The organism is Sphingopyxis sp. GW821-FHT02C12 (genome assembly GCF_059421785.1).
This window is the reverse complement of sequence record NZ_JBWKVQ010000001.1, coordinates 1004753-1026306: the sequence shown is the minus strand read 5'-3', so window position 1 is coordinate 1026306 and position 21554 is coordinate 1004753. Positions and strand designations below refer to the sequence as shown.

The following is a 21554-nucleotide window of genomic DNA, read 5'->3' as shown; positions in this document are numbered from 1 at the left end:
TCGGGACCATCCCCGATGGCGCCAACCGAAGGGCCCGCGAGCCGCCGTCACCGAGCGGCACGCGAGGGCGAACCCCCGCAGGGGGTTGACGGCATGAGGCGAGCCGAGGCCCGCAGTCAGGCAGCCAAGGAGGGAGTGGTCCTGCAACCGGAGCATTTGGCCACCATCAGTGAAAGTCATGGCTCCGGACGCGCAGCGCAGGCTCACGGCTATCGGGCCCGCCCCCGTTCCGCGCCCCGTCCCCGCGTCCCGGCGCAATGGGAAGATTGCTCCGCCCGACCTGCCGCAGCATCGCGTCATGATCGGTTATCCGGTCGCAGATGATATGGATGATCTCGCCTTCCTTCTGAACGCGGCCGCGCATCGCGATCATCGACGCCGCCATGACCTGGCGCCGATAGATGTCGAAGCGATCGGGCCAGAGGATGCCGTTGGCGATGCCGGTTTCATCCTCGATCGTGATGAACAGCACGCCCTTCGCCGAGCCGGGGCGTTGCCGGACGAGGATCACGCCGGCGACCTCGATATTTCGGCCATCGCGGATCGAGCCAAGATCCGCGCAGCGGACGATCCCCATCGCGTCCAGCTCCTCGCGCAGGAAACTTAAGGGATGCGCGCGCAAACTCAGTTGAAGCGTGCGATAATCCTCCACCACCTCGCGCCCTTCGGTCATCGGCCGAAGCGCGGTCGGCGGTTCGAGCCCTTCGGGCGAGAAGTTCGCCTCGCGCGCGTCGGCGGCCGCGAACAGCGGCAGCGGCGCCTCGCCGAGGCCGCGGACCTTCCACAGCCCCTGCCGCCGGTCCTCGGACAGACAGGCAAATCCATCCGCTTCGGCGATCCGTTCGATCGCGGCGCGCGGCACGCCGGCGCGCCGCCATACATCCTCGACGCAGTCGTAGGGCACATCGCCGCGCGCGCCGACGATCGCCGCGCCATGGATGTTCGCGAGCGAGCGCACCTGGCGGAAACCGAGGCGCACCGCGAGATAGCGCCCGTCGCTCCTTTCCAGTGTACAGTCCCAATGGCTGTCGTTGATCGAGACCGGACGCACCTCGACGCCATGCTTTTGCGCGTCGCGCACGATCTGCGCGGGCGCGTAGAAGCCCATCGGCTGGGCGTTCAGCAAGGCCGCGCAAAAGACGTCGGGATGATGATGCTTCATCCAGCAGGACGCATAGGCGATTTTCGCGAAGCTCGCGGCGTGGCTCTCGGGAAAGCCATAGCTCCCGAAGCCCTCGATCTGCTTGAAGGTGCGCTCGGCGAAATCCTTGGGATAGCCCCGCTCGACCATGCCGCCGACAAGCTTGTCGTAGAAATGCGATACGCCCCCGGTGAGCTTGAAGGTCGCCATCGCGCGGCGCAGCTGGTCGGCCTCGACTGGCGTGAAGCCGGCGCCGACGATCGCGACCTTCATCGCCTGCTCCTGAAAGAGCGGCACGCCGAGCGTCTTCTCGAGCACGGCGCGAAGCTCGGGCTTGGGGTATTCGGGCTTTTCCTTGCCTTCGCGGCGGCGAAGATAGGGATGGACCATGTCGCCCTGGATCGGACCGGGGCGCACGATCGCGACCTCGATCACGAGGTCGTAGAAGCATTTGGGCTTGATCCGCGGCAACATCGACATCTGCGCGCGGCTCTCGATCTGGAAGACGCCGAGCGTGTCGGCCTTCTGGATCATGCCATAGACCGCCGGGTCGTCGTCCTGCAGGTCGGCCATACCCACATCCACCGCCTTATGCTCGCGGAGCAGGTTGAACGCCCGGTTCATGCAGCCGAGCATCCCCAAGCCCAGCACGTCGACCTTCATGAATTTGAGGAGGTCGATATCGTCCTTGTCCCATTCGATGATCTGGCGGTCCTCCATCCGCGCCGGCTCGATCGGCACGAGATCGTCGAGCCGCTCTTCGGTCAGCACGAAGCCGCCGGGATGCTGGGAGAGATGCCGCGGCGTCCCGATCAGCTGCCGCGCGAGATCGAGGGTAAGGCGGAGCCGATAATCTCCGGCGTTGAGGTTGAGCTCGGCAATGCGCTCCTCGGGGATGCCGTCGACCGACCAGCCCCAGACGAGGCCGGTCAGCATCTTGGTGAGGTCGCGCGGCAGGCCGAGCGCCTTGCCGACCTCGGCGACCGCGCCGCGCGTCCGGTAGCGCGTCACGACCGCGGTCAGCGCGCTGCGGTGACGGCCGTAGGTGTCGTAGATCCACTGGATGATTTCTTCGCGCCGCTCATGTTCGAAGTCGACGTCGATATCGGGCGGCTCCTTGCGTTCGCCCGACACGAAGCGCTCGAAGAGCAGCTCGTGCTTGATCGGGTCGATCGAGGTCACGCCGAGCAGGAAGCAGACGCAGCTGTTCGCGGCCGACCCGCGGCCCTGGCACAATATGCCGCGGCGCCGGCTCTCGGCGACGATCGAATTGACGGTCAGGAAATAGGGCGCGTAACCGAGCTCGCCGATCAGGCGCAGCTCATGCGCGATCTGTTTCCGAAAGGCAGGCGGCACGCCGCCCGGAAACATCCGGTTCGCACCTTCCTCGGTCAACGCCGCCAACGCTTCCTGCGCGGTGCGGCCCTCCATCACCTGCTCATAGGGATATTGGTAGCGGATCTCGGCAAGGTCGAAGCGACAGGCTGCCGCGATGTCGGCGGTCGCCGCGATCGCGTCGGGGAACAGCGCGAAGCGCCTTTCCATCTCGGCCGGGCTCTTCAAGGCCCGGTCCATGAAGCGTTCGCGCTTGAACCCGAGCGCATCGACCGTCGTCTTCTCGCGGATCGCGGTCAGCACGTCCTGCAGCGGGCGCCGTTCGGGCGCATGGTAGAGGATGTCGCCGAGCGCGACGCTCCGCACCGCCACTTCCTGCGCCAGCGCATCGAGCGCGCGAAGCCGCGCGAAATCGCCGGGCCGGCGGCGCAGCGCGAGCGCGAGAAAGGCGCGCGGGCCGAAGGCGCCGCTGAGCTCGGCGAGATCGAGCCGCGCCCGTTCGTCGGCTTCACCGGGCAGGAGGATCGCGACGAGGCCCTCGGCCGAGGCCGCGACGTCGGGCCAGTCGAGCCAGCAATTGCCCTTGCCGCCGCGCCCCTTGCCCAAGGAGAGCAGCCGGGTCAGCCGCGACCAGGCCGCGCGGTCCGTCGGATAGAGGAGGATCGAGCGACCGTCGCGAAGGTCGACGCGCGTCCCCGCGATCAGCCGGACGCCGGTTGCTTCCTGTCCCGACAGACCGCGCACCATGCCGGCGACGCTGCCCCGGTCGCAAAGCCCGAGGGCCGAATGGCCGAGGGCAGCGGCGGCCGCGAACAATTCCTCGGGCGAAGAGGCCCCCCGCAGAAAGGAAAAATGGCTCGTGGCGTAGAGTTCGACATAGGTCGTAACGGGGTCCGTCATCCGAACACGCCGTGCATGTACCAGCTGAGGTCACCCGTCTTGTCGGTGATCGCGTCGCCGCGGCGGAAGAGCCAGAAGCGCTCGCCGCTTGTCGCCTCGACCCGGAAATAGTCGCGAACCGCCCACATCTCGCCCGGGCGGCGCCACCATTCGCCATGGATGCGCTCGGGGCCATCGCCTGCGACCACCGCATAGCTCCGCCCGCGCCACGCGAAGCGGCGCGGCGGATGGTCGGGAAGCAAGGCGACGACGCCCGACAGCGCCTCGGGCCGCGCGAGCATCCGGATCGGCCGCGGCCAGACGGGCCAGCCGGCAGGCTGGGCCAAAGGCCCGGCGCGCACGATCGCGCGCTCGGGGACATCGCTTTCGATCGCGGACAGGCGGAACAGCGCGGCATCGCCGGCGCGGCCGGCCAGCGCATCGACGAGCGGAGCGAGGTCGGGCGCCTGGCGTGCCGTGTTGAGCACGGCGGCGATCGCCTCGGGCGCCAGCGCTTCGACCTGCGGCGCCGCGAGAACCATCGTCTCGATCCCGAGCCCCGGCTCGATCCGGTCGATCCGGAGCCTGAACAGGCGCAGCAGATGTTTCGCATCGCGCGTCGCGCGCGCCGTGCCGACGGTGACGAACTGCGCGCCCATGTCGAGCCGGTCGCAGCGCAAGACGAGGCTCCGCACGCCGAGACTGCGCTCGCGCAGCGCGAGCACGAGATCGCCGAGCAGGTCGGCGATGACCTGCTCGATCGCCTCGGCGGTCCCGATCGGCTCGAGCAAGGAACGGCGCGCCTCGGGCATGTCGAACGGGACGACGGGCACGATCGGCTCGGGTACGAACCCTCGCGCCTGGTCGAGCCGCTCGACCGCGCCGCGCCCGAGCCGCCGGGCCAATGGCCCGCGCGGCATCGGATAAAGATCGGCGATCCGCTCGATCCCGAAGCGCGCCGCCGCGGCGAGCGCCTCCGGCGCCAGCCGGAGCGCCGCCAGCGGCAAAGGCGCCAGCGCCTCGCTCTCGCCTCCTTCCGGCAAGATCCGCACGCCCGCGCCGCCATCGCGTGCGAGCGCGTGAGCGGCGCCGGGCGTGCCGGCGATCGCGACACGCGCGGTGAAGCCGAGGCGCCGTAGAAAACCGAGCAGACGCGCCGCGAAACGCTCTTCGCCGCCGAAGAGATGCGTCGTGCCCGACAGGTCGAGCCACAGCCCGTCGATGCCCGACACTGCCGCCGTCGGCGTCCAGCAGCGGGCGGCGTGGAGCGCAAGGCGATCGAGCCACGCGCGATCGGCGTCGGGTGCGGCATCGAGTATGTCGAGATCGGAGACCAGCGCGCGGGCATGGGCGGCCGCCATGCCGGGCACGAGGCCGAGATCGAGCGCCGCCGGACAGGCGGCGGTCACGACGTCGCGCTGGCCGGTTCGCGCGACGACGATCGTCGGACGGAGGCCCCAGAGCGGCGGCAGCGGCGCAGCGATCCCGCCCGACGTCCCGTCGTCCGAGCGCAACGCCCGGAACACCGGTGCGGCAGCTTCGCTCCGCCGTCCGAGCTCGCGCATCGTCGGTCGCTGGTGCGCCGGGAGGGCGTCGAGCGACGGCTCGCCGGAGTGCGTGCCTTGCGCCCAGCGCGCGCCCGGACGCCAGCCGCCGCCGCGCGGCACCGAACAGGTGCCGGGATTGTCGTCGACAGGCTCGGGGAAGCGCGGACCCGCCCGCGCCCGATCAGGCGGCGTGCCCGAATGCGACGGTGTCCGTTCTGCCCGGCGCAACCGCTCGATCGGCAGTTGCGGCAGGAAGAGCGAGGCGACCCTGGTCATCGCACGCCTCCAGTTCGAGGGAAAAAGGCGGCCCGCCGCGCTGCCGGACCAGCTCGACATTCCAGCGCCCGCGCCCGACGCCGGGCGAGGCGAGGCGGCCCGACGACAAGGTGCCGATGCGCCAGCGGGTCATTGCGAGCGACGGATCGGCGAGCGGGCATTGGCCATAACGCCGGTACCGGCGATAGAGGATCATCGGCGTGTTGCCCTCGGATGCTGCCAGTTGCAGCCGGCGCGTCGCGGTCTGATCGGCCGCTTTCACTTCGGCAACGACGCAGGCGAGCGAACCGTCGCGCAGCGCGTCCTCGCACAGCGCCAGCAGTTCCTTGTCGGTCCTGCCTTGAGCATAGAGCACGCGGTCCGGACCGAGCCCCGCCTGTTCGAGACCGGGGGCATAGAGATCGAACCGCGTCAGCGCCCAGAGCGCCGACACGTCGGGCGCCGCCGCGAAGCGCGACGCGATTCCAGCCGCGAAGAGCGTTGCCGCAGCGTCATCGCTCCAGCTTGCCGAGGCGCCCGTGACCTCGTGCAGGCCTGCGCCATCGAGCCCGCCGCCAGCGAGAAGATGATCGACCGGCCCGACGCCGAACGGCAAGACCGGCCCGCGCGAGGCGGCTACACGCGCCACCGCCGCGCGAAGCACGTCGATATCTCTGGCACTTGGCCGAGGTGCAGATTGGGGCGTCGTGCTCATGGGAAATATCGACTCAAATGTTCCCTTTATGTTCCACCGAGTCAAAGGGCGCGTCAAGCGGGCCGCGACGAACCGCCGGGAATCGGTGCGCGCCTTCCGCCCGGCCTCTGTAAAAGCGAAACAAATTGGGCTCATGATCGTGACGGCTGCGTCCTGCTGACGGAACGAGGATCGCCGCCAAAGCATTGGAAGACCGGTGACGGACCTATTGCGAGGCGAATCATGCGTGAGAATCACAGCCGCTATTCCACCGTCTCGATCGTCCTGCACTGGACGATCGCCATCCTGATCATCGCCAATGCCACCTTTGGCGGCTGGATGGAGGACGCCTCGGACAGCGAGAAACTTGGCTATTATCATCTGCACAAATCGGTCGGGATCACGATCCTCGCGCTCAGCATTATCCGGCTCGGTTGGCGCTTCGGCCATCCCTGGCCGGCCTTCCCCGGCGGCATGCCGTCATGGGAACGGATGCTCGCGCGCACGACCCATGTCCTCTTCTATGTGCTGATGATCGGCGCCCCGCTTCTCGGCTGGGCCGCAGCGTCGGCGGGCGGGGCGCCTGAAGTGCCGCTTTACGGCGCCGTGCCCGCGCCCAATCTTCCGCTACCGCTGAACGAGGATCTCGCCGAAGAGCTCGGCGACATACACAAGCTGATGGTGAAGGCCATTTACGTCGTGCTCGCGCTGCATGTTCTCGGCGCGCTCAAGCATCATTTTTTCGACAAGGACGAAGTGCTCCACCGGATGCTGCCGCTGTTTCGCAATCCGCGCGGCTGACACGCGTCGGCGTCACGGCATGCTGTCGTCGCGGCTGAGCAGGCCGAGGGTGCGCTCATCGCGCTCGCCGCCGAACCAGCGGATGAGCGCGGCGGAGAAGAGCGGCCGCCGGCTCACGGCCTCGAACAATGTCAGCGATGAACGCAGCTTGACGGCGTCGACCTCGCCGAAGACCGCCACCGGGTCGCTTGCCGGCAGGTCCTGGATCGCTTCGACGCATTCGGCATAGCGCGCGCCGAGAAGCGGATGGGCCAGATAGGCCCGCGCCTCATCGGCTCCCGCGAGACCGTAGAGCTTCGACGTCGCGCTTCGGCCAAGGCCTGCCAGCTGCGGGAATATGAACCACATCCAGTGCGAGCACTTCTTGCCGCGGCGAATCTCGCCGAGCGCGCGCGGGTAGATTTGCTCTTGCGCGGTCACGAACAGATCGAGTCCCTCTTCGTTCGTCATAAGGCAAGAGCGCCTTGTGCAGGCGGCTTACCATATACCTGCGTCACCTCGAGGCTGCCTTCGGGAAGCCATTTCAATATGTCCTCGGCCGGAACGCGCGGATCGAGCCAAGCGGCCCATTGATCGCGTGGCAGCGGAATGATCTGGCGATGGTGATAGGGTGCGATGTCGGGACCTGCGTCCATGGTCAGGAGGCTGAAGGCTTCGCCGACATGGCTGTCGCGCCAGACGCCGGCCATGCAGAACCAGCGATGGTCCTTCAGCGTGAACAGCCACTTGTCGAGCCGCTTCTGCGCAGGGTCGGTGGGATCGGTGAACTCATAGAAACCGTCGCAGAGGACGAGGCATCGCTGCATGCCGAGATCGCGGCGCTCCGAGCGCACATTATAGACCGGTTTGCCGCCCTGTCCGGGCCAGCTCCAGCGCCGGTTGACGAGCGATCCGGCGGCGGCGCCGTCGCTGCTCTTCACGATCGGCGCTGTATCGGTGATGCGGACATCCTCGCGCGCCGGCACGTTCGGTGCGCCCTCGGGCATGTCGATCTTGATCTGGAGGTTGTCGAAGTCCTCGGCGATCGACGCGATGTCAATTTCGAGCCGATAATCATTGCACATGCGCGTCGGCCCCCTCGCCCTTGCGACTCAACATCGTTCCCATTATGTTCCACATATGGGTATCGCGCCAACCCCTTTCGATCCCGACGCCCCGAGCGGAGGCGTGCAAGCGCTCGTCCGGCGCAATCCCGACAATATGACCGAGATCGAAATGGTCAAAGCGGTTTGGGGTTCCGACCCGCGGTTTAGCGACGGGATCAATTATCGTTTCGTGCGCGCCGAGGGCCGCGCCTTCCCGGCGCGCCGCTGCCTGATCCCGGCGTCCGAGTTTCGCATGGGAACCGGCGATCACCGCTACCGGGTGACGCTCGACAGCGGCAATTTCTTCTATCTCGCCGCAGTGTGGGACCCGCCACTCGCCGACTGGCCGCTGTCCTACCGCATCCTCACCATCCCGGCGGGCGCCGATGTCATTCCCTATCAGTCGCGCCACGGCGTGATCATCCAGCGGCGCGACGCGAACCATTGGCTCGACGGCAGCCTGCCGAACGAGCTGCTGTTCGAGGAACCGCCGCGTCGCACGCTGTTCGTTGAGCCTTTGCGCAAACAGGCGGAACTTCCGCTCTAGGTCATGATGTCGCCGGCCCGCAGGGCCCGAACAACCGCACTCTTGGCGAGCCCGCAGCGGGGCGGCGTGCGATGCGCTCCCGTGCCTAGCCGCCGCCCCGCAAGGATAGCGAGCCGAGTGTGCCGCGCGGCCAAAACAAAAGTGCGACCCCTGGCCGAGCCTGCGAGGCCAGAGCGCGCTCATCAGATGCCGCGCCCGACATGCCGCCGCGCGGCCGTCCCGCCGGGCACGCCGGCGGGACGTACCGGCTCAGCCGTTCAGACGATCCTTGACGGCCTTCGCGGCGCCGAAGGTCAGCTTCTTCGAAGCCGCAATCTGGATGGTTTCGCCAGTCGAGGGATTGCGGCCTTCACGCGCGGCCGATTCCTTGACCTTGAACTTGCCGAAGCCGTTCACCGAGACTTCGTCGCCCTTGGCGGCGGCGTCGGTGATCGCAGCGAAAACGGCATCGACAGCCTTCTTCGCATCGGCCTTGCTCAGACCAAGTGCGGTTGCGACGCTGTCCGACAGTTCGGCGTGGTTCATAAAATCATCTCCTTGAGCGGCCGGAAGGATCCCGGCCGGGCGGGCGCTATAGCGCCGCGGACGGATCGGCGCCATCTGCGCCGCGCCAAGGCGCGGCACGGCGAGTTGCACTCGGTGGCGGCGTGCGGCAGTAGCGGCGGATGCTTCCCCACCGCCTCATCGCATCCGCCCTGCTCCTGCTGGCTGCCGCCTGCTCGCCCGCGACCTCCGCACCCGCGAACCCGTCTGCTCCATCGAAACCGCTCAAGCTTGCGAGCTGGAACCTGGAATTTCTCGCCGCGAGGAACGGCGAAGGCTGCAACCCCAGGGATGACAGCGATTATGCCGCGATGCGCCGCATCGTCGACGACCTCGACGCCGATGTGATCGCCTTTCAGGAGGCCGAGAATGAGACCGCCGCGGCGCGGGTCTTCGACCCCGCCAAATATGTCGTGATCATGGAAGCGCGGAAGGGCGCGCCGGGCGGCACCTGCGGCGGCAAGTTCCCGTCGCAGACGGTGATCCGCCAAGCGGTCGGTTTTGCGATCCGCAAGGATATGGCCTTCGATCGCCATGCCGATGTGACGTCGCTGATGCGCGGCAACGAACAGCTTCGCTCGGGCGTCGACATCACGCTCCGCCCCGAGGGCCGCACACCGATCCGCCTTCTCGGCATCCACCTCAAGTCAGGCTGCTTCTCCGGGAACGAGGCGAAGGCCTGCCCCATATTCCAGGACCAGACTCCGGCGCTCGAAGCCTGGATCGACGCGGCCGCCGCCGGGCCCGAGCGCTTCGCGGTGCTGGGCGACTGGAACCGGCGGCTCGCGCTTCCCGGCGACGCGATCTGGACTAAAATCGACGATGGCGATCCGGCCAACGCCGATTTGATGCTCGCCGACGCGGGCCAGCCGCCGGCCTGCGATCCGCGTTACGACAGTTTCATCGATCATATCGTGCTCGACCGGCGCGCCGCCGCCGACCGGACGGGGTTCAGCGAAACGCTCTATGCGCCCGGCGAGAAGCATTATTCGGACCACTGCCCGATCGCGGTCACGCTGCGGCGATAGAAAAATTCCGGGCCTCGAAGTAGCCCACGGAACCATCGCGCGCCCGGCACGTTTCACTTACCTGTCCAGACGAAAGAATGGCAGAATTTGATCGCATCTTCGGATGCAATCTAGGGAAGCCCCGCTGCAGCGATGTAGCGGGGCTTACCATTTCCGCTCCGCAGATATGCGGGCGCCATGCCGCAGGCGAGAAGCCAAGCGGCCCGACGATCATTCTGCGTCAGGCACGTCCTCGACACTTTCCCGACCGTCGTCATCAGGAAGGGGAACCTGCTCCGGAACTTGCTCGGGGCCGGTCGGGGGAGAATCGGGATGCGGGTCGGGCGGTGCGCTTGCCATGACAGCTCCTATGGACGTTGCCACTGGGAAACGGCCGGCAAGTCCTGCGGTTCCGGCGAGCCCGAGCCGCCCTGCGATCAGGCCGCAGGCCCCGGCACAAAATAGATCCAAAATGGTTTGATCTGGCGGCGGCACTTCCGTTTCCCCCCTGTTGACGATAGCGTGCCGCGCCATGACCGTGGGGGAAGAGGAATCGATCGGACCGGGATCGTTGTGGCTGCGATGGGATCCGCACGTCCACGCCCCGGGCACGATCTTCAACGACCAGTTCAAGGGCGATTGGGAAGCCTATCTTGCCGCGATCGAGGGTGCGACGCCGGCGATCCGTGCGCTCGGTATTACCGACTATTACGGGCTTGAACTCTACAAGGAGGTTCGCGCGCGCAAGGAGCAAGGTCGCCTCAAGGACTGCGACCTGATCTTTCCGAATATCGAGCTTCGGTTCAGCGTGGGAACCGCGCGGTCGTGGATCAACGCCCATCTGCTCGTCTGCCCCGACGATCCCGATCATATCGAGCAGCTCACGCGCTTCCTTCAGCGCCTGACCTTCAAGACCACGACCGACACCTTCGCCTGTAATCCTTCGGAGCTGATCCGCCTGGGACGTTCGCTCAATTCCGAGCTGACCGATGATCGTTCAGCGCTTCGCCACGGCTCCGAACAATTCAAGGTAAGCTTCGATCAGCTCCGTGAAGAATATAAGGGGATGAGCTGGGCGCAGGAGAATATCCTGATCGCGGTCGCCGGCGCGAAGGGCGATGGGACATCGGGACTTCAAGATGGCGCAGACCAAGCTTTGCGCCAGCAGATTGAACATTTTGCTCACATCATGTTCGCGTCGAGCCCGGCGCAACGTGAATTTTGGCTCGGCCGAAAAACCAGTCGCGAGCATATCTGCGAGACCTACGGCGGGCTCAAGCCCTGCATGCACGGCAGCGACGGGCATTCTGTGGAACGAACGGGCGCGCCCGATGGCGACCGCTATACCTGGATCAAAGGTGCGGCGACATTCGACGGACTGAAGCAGGCCTGCATCGATCCCGAGGGCCGCGCTTACGTCGGGACCGAGGCGCCGCCCGCAGCTGCGCCGTCTGAGACGATCCACCGTGTGACCCTGACGAATGCGCCGTGGGCCCCCAATTCGGTGATCGATCTCAACCCGGGCCTCGTCGCGATCATTGGTGCGCGCGGGTCCGGCAAGACCGCGCTGGCCGACATGATCGCAGCGGGCTGCGATGCCCATGCCGACCAGCTCCCTATGCAGTCTTTCCTGGTTCGGGCGAGCGAATATCTCGACGATGCGACGGTGAAGCTCGATTGGGGCAATGGCGTTGTCACCGAACGCGGCCTCGATAATGCCGCGGCGGCATGGGACGGCTACGCCCGCGCTCGATACCTGACACAGCAGTTCGTGGAATCGCTCTGCTCACCGGAGGGAATGACCGATGGCCTGCTGTCGGAAGTCGAGCGCGTGGTCTTTGACGCCCACAGCCCGACCGAGCGAGAGGGCGCGGTCGATTTTGCGGACCTTCGCGACCTCAAGGCAGCCCGGTTCCGCGAGGCGCGACGCCGCGAAGAACAGAAGCTCGAGGAATTGTCCGACCGGATCAACATCGAGCTCGAGAAGCAATCTCAGATCGTGGCCATTCGGAAGCAGGTCGACGAGAAGAAGCTCAAGATCACCCAGCTCACCGAGGACCGCGGCAAGCTTGTCCGCAAAGGCAGCGAGGACCGGATCAAGCGCCTCGAGGCCCTGACCGAGGCGGCAAACGAAGTGCGCGCACGGGTTAGGCGCCTGACCAATCGCGAGCAGAAGTTGCTACTCGTCCAGGACGAGGTTTCGGACTTCCGGACCCATCAGGCGCCCGAAAATCTGCGCGATGCGCAAGAGCGCCACAAGGATGCCGGCATAGCCGGAGAGGCGTGGGACCCGTTTCTGACGCAGTACAGCGGCAATGTGGACGGCATCATCAACGACAACCTGTCCTCCACCCGGAAGAACCGTGACGGGTGGCGCGGGATCGATATCGCAATCACCGATCCAGCGACCCCGCTCATCGCCGACGATGCCGATCTGACGAGACTTCCCCTTGGCCGGCTCGATGCGGAAATCCGGCGGCTCGGCGATATCATAAACGTCGACAAGGAAACACGCGAACGGTTCAATTCCCTGTCGACGAAAATCACGACCGAGACCGAATTGCTCTCGGTCCTGCAGGACAAGCTGAAGGACTATGAGGGCGCAGAGGAGCGCGCCAAGGGCCTGCCTACGGAAAGGCAGTCAAGCTACCGGCGGATCTTCGAAGCGGTGTTTTCGGAACAGCAGGTCCTCAACGACCTTTACGCACCCATCCGGGCGCGAATGGACGAGACGGGCGGGACGCTCGGGAAGCTTGCATTCACCGTCACCCGCCGAGCAGACATGGCGGAGTGGGCAAAGCGCGGCGAGGATCTGCTGGACCTTCGCCGACAGGGCCCGTTCCGCGGCGAGGGCAAATTGCTCGAGGCCGCGAATGACGAGCTTCGCGGCGTTTGGGAGAGTGGGACCGCCGAAGAAGTGACCGAGGCGCTCAAAGACTTTCGCCAAAAATATCAGAAGAGCTTCTTCGAACATGCTCTCGCACAGCGCAGCGATGCCGCCGCATTCCGCGGCTGGCTCAAGCTGTTCGCGCGCTGGCTCTATGGCACCGATCATATCGAAGTCCGGTACAGCGTCGATTATGATGGGGTCGACATCCGCAAACTTTCGCCGGGCACGCGCGGCATCGTACTCCTGCTGCTGTACCTCGCGCTCGACAACGCAGATGAGCGGCCGCTGATCATCGATCAGCCCGAGGAAAATCTCGATCCCAAGTCGATCTATGATGAACTCGTCGGCCTGTTCCTCAAGGCCAAGGCGAAGCGCCAGGTCATCATCGTCACGCATAACGCCAATCTGGTGATCAACACCGACGCCGATCAGGTCATCGTTGCATCGGCCGGCCCGCATCCGGGGGATGGCTTGCCCGAGATCGCCTATGCGAGCGGCGGCCTCGAAGATGCACCGATCCGCAAGATGGTCTGCGACATTCTCGAGGGCGGGGAACATGCGTTTCGCGAGCGCGCACGGCGCCTGCGCGTTCGCCTGGAGCGTTAGTCTCGATATTTTGCACGGGCTCAAGGGGGAGCAAAACCAATGAGGAAAATCATTCTGGCTGCGGCGCTGATCTGCGCGCCGGGACTGGCGCAGGCGCAATCGGGCTGTGCAGCCTATACGGGCACCATGGTGCAGCCCCAGACCTTCGACCAGGCTATCGCGTCCATCAAGCCCGTCGCGCCGAAGGACGAATTCGAGACCAGCGATGCATACCGCGCCCGGCTCGCAGCAGCGGGCGGCTCCGGCCCCCTCATCATCTCGAAGAAGATCGAAGGCGCGGAATATCTGGCCTATAATGCCGATCTCGGAGCCTTCGAGGTGAAGTCCTACCTGTTCGACAATACGAACTTCAGCGCTTGGGACACCTTCTATTATGCAAAAGTCGAAAGTCCGAAGGCCAGCACCCTCAGCAACCTCGACGTGACGATTTCGAGCAGCGAGGTCACGACCGGCACCTATTCCGCGCAGAATGGCTTCGGGGCGAAGGCCACCATCAGCAAGATTACCCGGACCGAGAACGCGATCTTCGAGGGTGAACCGGCGCGCTATGGCGAAGAGCTTTTCATCGCCAACAAGGGTGGGGTCATCGGGACCATCCCCATGAGCGTCGCCGAAGCGCAAGCCTTCAAACCCCAAGCCAAGATTGCCTTTGTTGTCGTGCCGAAGCTCCCGAATGTCGTTCGCGCCACCTACCCCTATGGCAAGACGACGATCAGCAATCCGACCGATATCACGGTGAATTCGACGGTCCTGGTCGCCGACATTCAGTGCGGCCTGCTCATGGACGGGACGAACAAGGTCGTCGCAGCCTTCACGACGCGATGACCGCGTCAGAAGATCCCGGAGACAATTCCGGTCATAATGCGGCCGATCACCGCGCGGAGGATGAGGCAGAACGCCCACAGCCGCCGGTCGACGAACTCCTCGTTCTCGACGAGCGCCAACTCATCCGGATCGAGGCCGTACACAGGGGTTTCCTCTACCAGCATCTTTTCGCGGCAGCGTGCCTTCTCCTCGCGGGAAAGGCGGGAGCCGAACATATCATCGTCGAGCGGGACGAGGACATTGAAGTCCAGCTTCCGGACGCCCGTATCTATGCGCAGGTCAAAACGCGGCAGGACGTCCTCAATCCCAGTGATATTTCAGGAGCACTAGAGCGTTTCGAGGACATACGTGCGGATCATCAGAACGGCCTGCGAGCTGGCGACGCGAGATTCGTGATCGCGACGAATGCGCCTCCGTCGCCAGCCCTGCTCAAGAAGATTGCCGCGGATGACTGGCCTGACGATGTCGAGCTGCATTGGCCAGGCGGTCCTGAGCCCTCCGACAATTGCCTGCCTCGACCTGCCGACAATGTTGCCGGTATGGCTGCATATTGCTCGGATCTCGCGGCGCAGCTGCCATTCGGGTTGCTCAGGCCGGAGACGCTGACCTGGAAGCTGGCCGCCATGGTCATGCTCGCATCCGCTGGCACGCCTCCGCGCGAGGATCACAGTTTTTCCCGCGAGGAATTGCCGGACCTGTTCGAGCAGCTCGTGGTCCAGATGCAGCAGCTTCCGGCGCCGCCCCCGGTGTACCGCGCCCAGGTCGACGAACCCGCCCTGCTAAGTGACCAGCCCGTCCGCATCATAGCGGGACTTTCGGGCTCGGGGAAAACCGCCTGGATGGCCGAGGCCGCGGTCCATGCTGCGCTCCCGGTCACCTATCTCGACGTTGGGGACACGCCGGGACCCGCGCTCGCGTCAGCGGTAGCGCGCGAAGTGGCGGCGAAGATGTTCGGTCGCTCCAACGACAAGCTCGGCGAAATTCTTCTGCCGGGCGCGAGCGGATTGGACATGGTGAGCGCGCTGAGCATCAAGCTCGGCGAAGACGGCCTTCACGCGGCTGTCGTCATCGATAACAGCCACCGCATTCCCGCGGCCGATATAGAGGCGCTGGTAGCACGGGGCCCCAATCTCCGATTTGTCCTGCTGAGCCAACCGGGTCGGCACATCGCCGAACTCGAAGCAGGACTAGATATTCAAGCCGAGACTCTGAACGGCTGGGACGAAGACACTATCGCGGCGGCAGTTCAAGATGCTGGTTGCCGTGCCGATTTCGGCGATTGCGAGCGGCTATCCAGAATTACCGGAGGCCTGCCATTTTATGTACTCAATGCGGCGACGATCGCGGCGCGCGAATATGGCGGCGACATTAGGGCCTTTTGTACGGATATCGAGCAGCAGACCAATATCGTCGAGACGGCTCAAGAGATTATCCTGAGGCGCGCGTTCGAAGGCTTGCCGCCGGTCGACAGAGAAACGATCGCGGTCCTGAGCCTCGCCGATGTCGCGCTCTCACGGGACGAAGCCAGTGCCTTGCTTCAAGCCGCATGCGACATCGACGCGAAGGCGGCCACGGCCCGGTTGCGCGCGCTTCCCGCAACGGGTGCGCTGGAATTATTCGGGAATAGCGGCCTAAAAATTCACGACGCGGTGAGGATACTCGGCAAAGCGGACGTCTCGGCAAAGGGTCAGGACTTCGAGCAGAAAGCCTTGGGCTCGCTGCAGCGGGTCATCGTAAGCTCGATCCGGACCAACTGGAGCCTCGCGAAGTTAGGACTGCTCATCCGTCTGTTCGGGCTTCTCGGTCAGGCGAGAATATTGGTGCAGTTTGCCACAGACGAATTGTTCCACGAACTCGGGGTCTGGCCGGAAATCGAACCCTATCTGCTGACGATCGCGGCCGATCCGAACGGAGATGCCGAGACAAGGCTGTGGGCGCTCGACGGCCTGGTCTTCAATGATCTGCGCGAGGGAGATTATGAGGCCGGCCGGGAGCGGGTCGACGAGATGGAATCGCTGCTGAGGGCGAACGAGCTCGGCGACGAGGAGTGGATGGCCTGGGGCATGAAGCGGATGTTGCTCTTGTCCGAGCTTGGCGACATTGATGGCGTCCGGGCCATGCTTGACGAAGTTTCGGATCGACTTCCCGACCAGCCCGAACATCTGCGCGTGTTTCGCTACAATCGCGCCCTCGCCCTCTTCAAGCTCGGCGACAACGATACAGCGGTAAGTGAGGCACTCGCCCTCATCGGCGAATATTATCGGGAGCTCGGGATCAGGCCCGACGATGTGATAGGACGGAACGCCCCCGAACTTCGGGAGCTTCTTCCCAAAGACGAAGATCTCACCGATCGGCTGAAACATCTGGCAGACAGTCACGATCTTTTCGCGCAGGCCTTGGGCCGGAAGAGCCAGCGATCTACTCTCGCACGCATCCATGCGATGAAATTCTACGAACTGTCGCAATCCTACCAGTCATTCGTCCGGGTTGGTCTCGATCTTGTCGAAGAACTGGTCTGGGTGAACGACTTCATAAGCGCCCGCGAGGCCTTCGAACGGAACATCTTCCCCATCTTGCAAGGCGCGGGCCTCGCGGGGCCCGTTCTCGAAGCTCGCGCTCTATATGCGGTGGTTCTTGCGTACTGCGGCGACCATGATGCGGCGGCGAACGAGGTCGAGCGGCTGCTGCCGTTCGAGGATGCGATGGATCCGAACCATCGCGCGGCATTCCAGGAGCAGAAGGCCATCATTCGCGAGGTTCGGCGCAAAGGCGGTCCCCCGCAGCGACAGGTTGTGATTCCTGCCCCTTTGCAGGCGCTGTTCGATCAGCGTCGCGGTGCCCCCAGGGAGGTTGAGCCGAGGAAAAAGGTCGGCCGCAACGAAAAATGTCCCTGCGGTTCTGGCAAGAAATACAAAATCTGCCACGGGCGATGATCGCGAGCGGCTAGAGTCGGTCGTAGATGGCGTTCGGCAGAAGTTTCATCAGGCCAGCGACGAGCCACCAGCGTTTGGTGACATAGGCATGAGACTTACGGGCGCGGATGGCGCCGTAGATCTGCTTCGCCGCCTTTTCAGGCGAAGCAACCCAGAAGAGTCCGTCACCCTTCGCCATCGCGGTGTCGACGAAGCCGGGCCGCACGTCGGTCGTTGCAATCGGCAGGCCCCGGCGCGCCATGTTCTGGCGTAGCGCCTCCATATAGTTGGAGACGAAGGCCTTGGACGCATTGTAGGCAGGCGCGTCGCCGCTTCCCCGCAATCCCGCGATCGACGAAATGGCCACCAGATGCCCCGTGCCTTGGGCGATGAAGTGCTGCATGCCGATATTGGCCGCGGCCGCGAAACCTTCGACATTCACCGCGATGGTCTCGCGTTCCGCCTCCCAGACAAGATCGGCATTTATGTGGCCGACCCCGGCACTGATCACCAGCAAGTCGAGCCCGCCAAGCCGCTCGATCAGGGCGGCGAGTCCGCGTTGCATCGCGGTCGTGTCGGCCACGTCGAACGCCTCGTAGATTATCGAACCGGAAGAATTGCCAGCGAGATTGGCGAGCAGGTCGCGGCGCCGACTGGTGACGCCAACCGAATAGCCATGATGCGAGAGCAGCATCGCCAGCTCTCGGCCGATCCCTGAACTCGCGCCGACTATGATCGCTTTGTTCACGGGCAAGCTCTTGGAATGCGCCGGAACGAAACTGCGATCACAGCCTTCGTCATCAGATTTCGAATGCCTTGAGGAAGTCGGCCATAATTTCCGCGGCATGTCGCTGCCGCAAGATCCGGGCGTTCAGCAGATCGGGGTCGGCCGAGACATCGGCTTCGTCGTCTTCGAAACTTGCCACGGCGACGGGCCCGTCGCGCAAATAGCTCTCGTCGGGATTGGGATCGCGGAAGCGAGCCGCCATGCGAGTAAGAGCCTCGCGTATCGCCTCGGCATGCGGACCGGTCAGTGCAGCCGCGAATGCGGATTGCGCCGCGCCGACGCCACCTTCCAGATTCTCGATGCAGTAGATCAGGTCGTGCGCATCCTTGCGCTCGAACCTCTGATCGAAAGCAAAGGCCTTGAGACAGGTGAAGGTGACGATATCAGCGTAGCGCACGACCTCGGTGGCACGGCCCTTACCGTTCAGCAGGTCCGCCGTGATTTCGACGGTCCCGTGATGGTCGAACACCATGGAAGCGTGGGGGATGTTCAACGCCGAGACATTTCCGTCCGAAGGAAGTTCCTTTACCTTGCCGCCTCCAAGTTCCGGCGAGTCCGCCAGAAACTCGAGGATCATCGTCGTGCCGTCCTCGATCTCGGCGCGCCACCGCCAGGATTGCTTCGCACCCTTTTCATTCTCGGCGCGCTCGAAGTTCATCGCCTTTAGATTTTCTTCTAGCGTACTGTAGGCTTCGGTCGTCGTGAGGATTCCGACGTCGACGACGATATCGACGTCACCCGTGCCCGCATGTTTCGGGACTTTCGGCGGCCTGGCGGTCACGAGATAGCGCGGCGCGAGTCCGCCGACGAGAAAGACCGAATCCTTCCATGGTCCAAGCCCGCGCAGGAGCGTGACCAGTACGCGCTCGCACGCGTCGGTGACCATGTCCTCATAGCCGCTGATCGTCTGTGGTTTGGGCATTATTTATCCAGACATTCGCTACGGAGGTGCATCGCCAATTCACGGGAACGGCCGGACGCCTGGAGCAGGTCGAGATAGACCTGCAGCGGCGGCGCATAGCAGACGCCATCGATCCGTTGGCCGACCGCGACATCGCGCCGGCTCTTCGCCTCGATGATACCGAGATTCCACCCCTCCGCCACGGGCCGGGCGTCGAGATTGAGCAGCGCCTCGATCAGCTTCTGCCCGGGCTCGATCCGGCAACGAAGCTGCGAGATGGAAGAAAGATAGGGGGCATAGATTTGAGCGGCTACCTCGCCGGTGACCGCATAGGCGGCTTTCGCCTCGTCGCACGCCTGATCAAGGCGCAGCGCCAGCGCCAGTGCGTCACTCCCTTTCGGGACATAGTAACGCCGCACTGTCGGCGCCTTCTGATCGCTCGCATAGCTGGTCCAAGCTTCGAGAAGGGGCCGTGCGGCGCGCAATCGACGCTGTTTCGACGGACCCGCCCCCTGCACATCCACCCACTCGCGCCGTTCGAGTTCCGTGAGGGTCTCGGAAGCCGTAGCGGGCGATACGCCGCTCGCATCGGCGAGATCCTTCACGCCCAGCCAGTCCTGCCGCCTCTCATAAATTTCATGGAGTGCGCGCGCCTTTTGCCCCTGAAAAATGGAATCGAATTTCTTCGTCCCTTTTTTCGGAGCCGGTTTATCGAGAAATATGAATGCCTTTTTCCCCGGAATATAAAGCGAGCCTCCGAGGTCGTAATATCCGACGCGCTCTTCCCGAAAAATCTCTCGAGCGCCCGGCGAGATCGCACGGGCGACAAAAAAAGGAATGATTTCCCGGTCGTCACCGGAATTGCTGAGATGGGCCTGATTATTCCGAAGCTGCCAGATTGCTTCGCGCACATCGCGCGGAAAAAGCTGCGCCTTGATTTCGACAAGCAATAAGAGCGGCTGGCGGCCGATATATGCGCCGATCAGGGCGTCGGCGCGGCCGCGAGGCCCGATTTCGACCTCATATCGCTCGATTTGCGCGTGCGACTGCGGCAGCGCCAAAAGCGCCTCCAAAAGCGCATCGAGCAATTCGCGCTGAGAATTTTCAAATTCGGCCATATTTTGTGCCCAGCAAAAATCACCCTAAAAGTGAATATTCGGAAAAACCTTGATATTTGCTGCGCAGAAAATTTGCATTAAAAAAATGGAAAAAATTTCATCTGAAATCTGGAAAGCGTCGAAACTGGCAACGCTCCGGTGGCGTCAACGAAGGATTTTGGCGTCACCGCGCCTCGAGGGTGATTTCACGCCTGCTGAACTGAGATGGCAATTTGATCTCGATATCGCCCGATGTGATAGCCCAATCGGTCGTCACCAAGGCTGGCTCTTCGCCACTATCGTCCTCGGACACCAGCACCTCAACATAAATAGCCGCGCTGGAAGTTGGACGAGCATGGTAAGTCCGAATATCCAAATCAGGCTCTCCCCGCCGCGAGATGACATACTCATGACCCGTCTCACGAACGTCGGCTTCGACCTCAGCCAAGACTTCGACCTCAAGGACAAAATCCTGTCCCTCCTCGGATTCGTCGACGAGAAACACGCTCGAAATCTCAAGATCGAAGAACTCGACATCTTCAACCTCGATATCGACACGGCGCGGACGATAGGAGTTAAGGCGTGCCCTCAGCCTTTCGAGCAGGGACGCGTCTCCACGGACATGCGCTTCAAGACGCTTCACCAACTGGGCTGACGCCAGAGCCAGCGAGAGAAGCTGGGCAACGGAGTCCAATTGGATCAGATCGTCCCGTCCCTCGCAGAATTTCACCAGGTCCGGATCCTTGCCAACCACATATATTCTGGGTCGACCGGGCCGGATCCAGGCGAGGAGGCTCGACAGCACAAAGGCGTCCGGAAACTCGCTCTTTTTTTTGCCCTCCCCAAAGGGCGCAGCACCAGCAAAATAATCGTCAAAAATCGCTTTGTGATCGGCAACAACGGGGATTTCGGTAAATTTTGCTGTCGCTAGGAATTCTCGAAAGCGCGCGTGAAGCAGTGCCTTCCGATCGGCTGGATCGGTATCACCAAAGGGACCGCTTTCTCCAAGCTGGCCAAAAATCGCGCCGTGCTTCTTCGCTGCTGCTTCCGCCTCCGCCAGCGCTTCCGAAAGTCTCGCTTCAACCTCCCGCGTGGTGATGGAAGTCGTGATCGGCTCGAGCGTGCTCTTCGACGCTAGATCGATCAGGCTGGACCAAGTTCGCGATTGCCAGTCGAGACCCGCCGCACGAAAAGCCTCGGTATCGATGAAAGCATATGGTGTGACGAGGCGCTGTCCGCGCGGTGCTGGTGGTTCGCTCATCGTTGCAAACTAGCTTTTGCGACGGATTTCCTCAATCGTTCCCTTGAGCCTCGCCGCCCAATGCGACGCTTGAGAGAGAGCTAAGAATGGCGCAAAACTGGCTCACATAGGCCGATGGACGGAGAACTAGCCTCAATTTGGTTCTAAATCTCAAATCGCCACTGCATGGACCGGGTCGCCGACGCTAGAGTTGATCGTCGGAGGTGACGATGATCATTTTCAAGATGCTGGCGATCGCCAGCCTGACGATCCTGACAGCATGTGCTCCGCCGGAGCCACGCAGCGTTCAATATTTCGAGGCCAATCTCGATGAGGCACGCGACGTCGTCCAAAGCTGCACGGCGGGCGACAAGCGCGGCGATGAATGCAGCAATGCCAATGTCGCGGTCGAGACTGCCGAGGGAAAGGCCAAATTCGAGCGGTTCCGCGGGAAAAAGTAGC

General features: G+C 63.8%; 17 protein-coding genes. 7 read left to right on the top strand and 10 right to left on the bottom strand.

Annotated elements, in window-relative coordinates; translation table 11 throughout:
- Positions 1 to 166: 166 nt before the first annotated feature.
- Genes AC07U1_RS04720 through AC07U1_RS04710 form a run of 3 tightly spaced genes read right to left on the bottom strand, consistent with a single transcriptional unit; the run spans position 167 to position 5872 of the window.
- Complete coding sequence (locus tag AC07U1_RS04720) at positions 167 to 3376, bottom strand: error-prone DNA polymerase (RefSeq protein WP_495177315.1); 3210 nt, start codon at positions 3374 to 3376, stop codon at positions 167 to 169.
- On the bottom strand, positions 3373 to 5178 hold the full coding sequence (locus tag AC07U1_RS04715) for a DUF6504 family protein (RefSeq protein WP_081932951.1): 1806 nt from the start codon (positions 5176 to 5178) through the stop codon (positions 3373 to 3375). Before AC07U1_RS04715 ends, AC07U1_RS04720 begins: the two co-directional genes overlap by 4 nt.
- Positions 5084 to 5872 carry an ImuA family protein gene (locus AC07U1_RS04710; protein WP_228383753.1) on the bottom strand — a complete coding sequence of 263 codons (789 nt, stop codon included), beginning with the start codon at positions 5870 to 5872 and terminating at the stop codon, positions 5084 to 5086. The genes AC07U1_RS04715 and AC07U1_RS04710 overlap by 95 nt, the downstream gene beginning before the upstream one ends.
- Positions 5873 to 6094: 222 nt before the next feature.
- Here AC07U1_RS04710 and AC07U1_RS04705 point away from each other — a divergent pair, with 222 nt between their 5' ends.
- A complete protein-coding gene (locus AC07U1_RS04705; protein WP_037553336.1) occupies positions 6095 to 6652 on the top strand; it encodes a cytochrome b in 558 nt (185 codons plus the stop codon).
- A gap of 12 nt (positions 6653 to 6664) precedes the next feature.
- On the opposite strand, the gene AC07U1_RS04700 is transcribed toward AC07U1_RS04705, so the two are convergent.
- Together AC07U1_RS04700 and AC07U1_RS04695 are read right to left on the bottom strand one after the other, a co-directional pair.
- Positions 6665 to 7102, bottom strand: a complete 438-nt coding sequence (locus AC07U1_RS04700; protein WP_037553335.1) for a DUF1810 domain-containing protein — start codon at positions 7100 to 7102, stop codon at positions 6665 to 6667.
- Positions 7099 to 7716: an SOS response-associated peptidase family protein gene (locus tag AC07U1_RS04695; protein ID WP_037553333.1), complete on the bottom strand. Its 618-nt coding sequence runs from the start codon at positions 7714 to 7716 to the stop codon at positions 7099 to 7101. The genes AC07U1_RS04700 and AC07U1_RS04695 overlap by 4 nt, the downstream gene beginning before the upstream one ends.
- A gap of 55 nt (positions 7717 to 7771) precedes the next feature.
- On the opposite strand from AC07U1_RS04695, the gene AC07U1_RS04690 reads away from it, so the two are divergent.
- Entirely contained in the window at positions 7772 to 8284 is a 513-nt protein-coding gene (locus AC07U1_RS04690; protein ID WP_037553332.1) for an SOS response-associated peptidase family protein, read from the top strand.
- Between the two features lie 249 nt (positions 8285 to 8533).
- Here the strand turns inward: AC07U1_RS04690 and AC07U1_RS04685 are convergent, their stop codons facing one another.
- Positions 8534 to 8809: an HU family DNA-binding protein gene (locus AC07U1_RS04685; RefSeq protein ID WP_037553418.1), complete on the bottom strand. Its 276-nt coding sequence runs from the start codon at positions 8807 to 8809 to the stop codon at positions 8534 to 8536.
- Between the two features lie 140 nt (positions 8810 to 8949).
- Between AC07U1_RS04685 and AC07U1_RS04680 the strand changes: the two genes are divergently transcribed.
- From AC07U1_RS04680 to AC07U1_RS04665, 4 genes are all read left to right on the top strand, one after another.
- The gene (locus tag AC07U1_RS04680; RefSeq protein WP_495177316.1) at positions 8950 to 9855 is read left to right on the top strand and encodes an endonuclease/exonuclease/phosphatase family protein; all 906 of its coding nucleotides are present in this window, start codon (positions 8950 to 8952) and stop codon (positions 9853 to 9855) included.
- A gap of 511 nt (positions 9856 to 10366) precedes the next feature.
- Positions 10367 to 13330 carry a TrlF family AAA-like ATPase gene (locus AC07U1_RS04675; protein ID WP_037553330.1) on the top strand — a complete coding sequence of 988 codons (2964 nt, stop codon included), beginning with the start codon at positions 10367 to 10369 and terminating at the stop codon, positions 13328 to 13330.
- 39 nt (positions 13331 to 13369) lie between these two features.
- The gene (locus AC07U1_RS04670; RefSeq protein ID WP_037553329.1) at positions 13370 to 14155 is read left to right on the top strand and encodes a hypothetical protein; all 786 of its coding nucleotides are present in this window, start codon (positions 13370 to 13372) and stop codon (positions 14153 to 14155) included.
- Complete coding sequence (locus tag AC07U1_RS04665; protein WP_197411522.1) at positions 14152 to 17088, top strand: YecA/YgfB family protein; 2937 nt, start codon at positions 14152 to 14154, stop codon at positions 17086 to 17088. The genes AC07U1_RS04670 and AC07U1_RS04665 overlap by 4 nt, the downstream gene beginning before the upstream one ends.
- Positions 17089 to 17098: 10 nt before the next feature.
- Here AC07U1_RS04665 and AC07U1_RS04660 read toward each other — a convergent pair whose 3' ends face one another.
- The 4 genes from AC07U1_RS04660 to AC07U1_RS04645 form a co-directional block, all read right to left on the bottom strand.
- Entirely contained in the window at positions 17099 to 17815 is a 717-nt protein-coding gene (locus AC07U1_RS04660) for an SDR family NAD(P)-dependent oxidoreductase (protein ID WP_037553328.1), read from the bottom strand.
- 52 nt (positions 17816 to 17867) lie between these two features.
- A complete protein-coding gene (locus tag AC07U1_RS04655) occupies positions 17868 to 18776 on the bottom strand; it encodes a hypothetical protein (RefSeq protein ID WP_037553327.1) in 909 nt (302 codons plus the stop codon).
- Positions 18776 to 19873 carry a MarR family transcriptional regulator gene (locus AC07U1_RS04650; RefSeq protein WP_037553325.1) on the bottom strand — a complete coding sequence of 366 codons (1098 nt, stop codon included), beginning with the start codon at positions 19871 to 19873 and terminating at the stop codon, positions 18776 to 18778. The genes AC07U1_RS04655 and AC07U1_RS04650 overlap by 1 nt, the downstream gene beginning before the upstream one ends.
- 163 nt (positions 19874 to 20036) lie before the next feature.
- Complete coding sequence (locus AC07U1_RS04645; protein WP_037553323.1) at positions 20037 to 21113, bottom strand: PIN domain-containing protein; 1077 nt, start codon at positions 21111 to 21113, stop codon at positions 20037 to 20039.
- 224 nt (positions 21114 to 21337) lie between these two features.
- On the opposite strand from AC07U1_RS04645, the gene AC07U1_RS04640 reads away from it, so the two are divergent.
- Complete coding sequence (locus AC07U1_RS04640; protein WP_448688977.1) at positions 21338 to 21553, top strand: EexN family lipoprotein; 216 nt, start codon at positions 21338 to 21340, stop codon at positions 21551 to 21553.
- Position 21554 lies beyond the last annotated feature (1 nt).

Coding starts and splice junctions, on each gene's coding strand:
- AC07U1_RS04720 (WP_495177315.1), bottom strand. CDS start 3,376: ATGACGGACCCCGTTACGACCTATGTCGAACTCTACGCCACGAGCCAT.
- AC07U1_RS04715 (WP_081932951.1), bottom strand. CDS start 5,178: ATGACCAGGGTCGCCTCGCTCTTCCTGCCGCAACTGCCGATCGAGCGG.
- AC07U1_RS04710 (WP_228383753.1), bottom strand. CDS start 5,872: ATGAGCACGACGCCCCAATCTGCACCTCGGCCAAGTGCCAGAGATATC.
- AC07U1_RS04705 (WP_037553336.1), top strand. CDS start 6,095: ATGCGTGAGAATCACAGCCGCTATTCCACCGTCTCGATCGTCCTGCAC.
- AC07U1_RS04700 (WP_037553335.1), bottom strand. CDS start 7,102: ATGACGAACGAAGAGGGACTCGATCTGTTCGTGACCGCGCAAGAGCAA.
- AC07U1_RS04695 (WP_037553333.1), bottom strand. CDS start 7,716: ATGTGCAATGATTATCGGCTCGAAATTGACATCGCGTCGATCGCCGAG.
- AC07U1_RS04690 (WP_037553332.1), top strand. CDS start 7,772: ATGGGTATCGCGCCAACCCCTTTCGATCCCGACGCCCCGAGCGGAGGC.
- AC07U1_RS04685 (WP_037553418.1), bottom strand. CDS start 8,809: ATGAACCACGCCGAACTGTCGGACAGCGTCGCAACCGCACTTGGTCTG.
- AC07U1_RS04680 (WP_495177316.1), top strand. CDS start 8,950: ATGCTTCCCCACCGCCTCATCGCATCCGCCCTGCTCCTGCTGGCTGCC.
- AC07U1_RS04675 (WP_037553330.1), top strand. CDS start 10,367: ATGACCGTGGGGGAAGAGGAATCGATCGGACCGGGATCGTTGTGGCTG.
- AC07U1_RS04670 (WP_037553329.1), top strand. CDS start 13,370: ATGAGGAAAATCATTCTGGCTGCGGCGCTGATCTGCGCGCCGGGACTG.
- AC07U1_RS04665 (WP_197411522.1), top strand. CDS start 14,152: ATGACCGCGTCAGAAGATCCCGGAGACAATTCCGGTCATAATGCGGCC.
- AC07U1_RS04655 (WP_037553327.1), bottom strand. CDS start 18,776: ATGCCCAAACCACAGACGATCAGCGGCTATGAGGACATGGTCACCGAC.
- AC07U1_RS04650 (WP_037553325.1), bottom strand. CDS start 19,873: ATGGCCGAATTTGAAAATTCTCAGCGCGAATTGCTCGATGCGCTTTTG.
- AC07U1_RS04645 (WP_037553323.1), bottom strand. CDS start 21,113: ATGAGCGAACCACCAGCACCGCGCGGACAGCGCCTCGTCACACCATAT.
- AC07U1_RS04640 (WP_448688977.1), top strand. CDS start 21,338: ATGCTGGCGATCGCCAGCCTGACGATCCTGACAGCATGTGCTCCGCCG.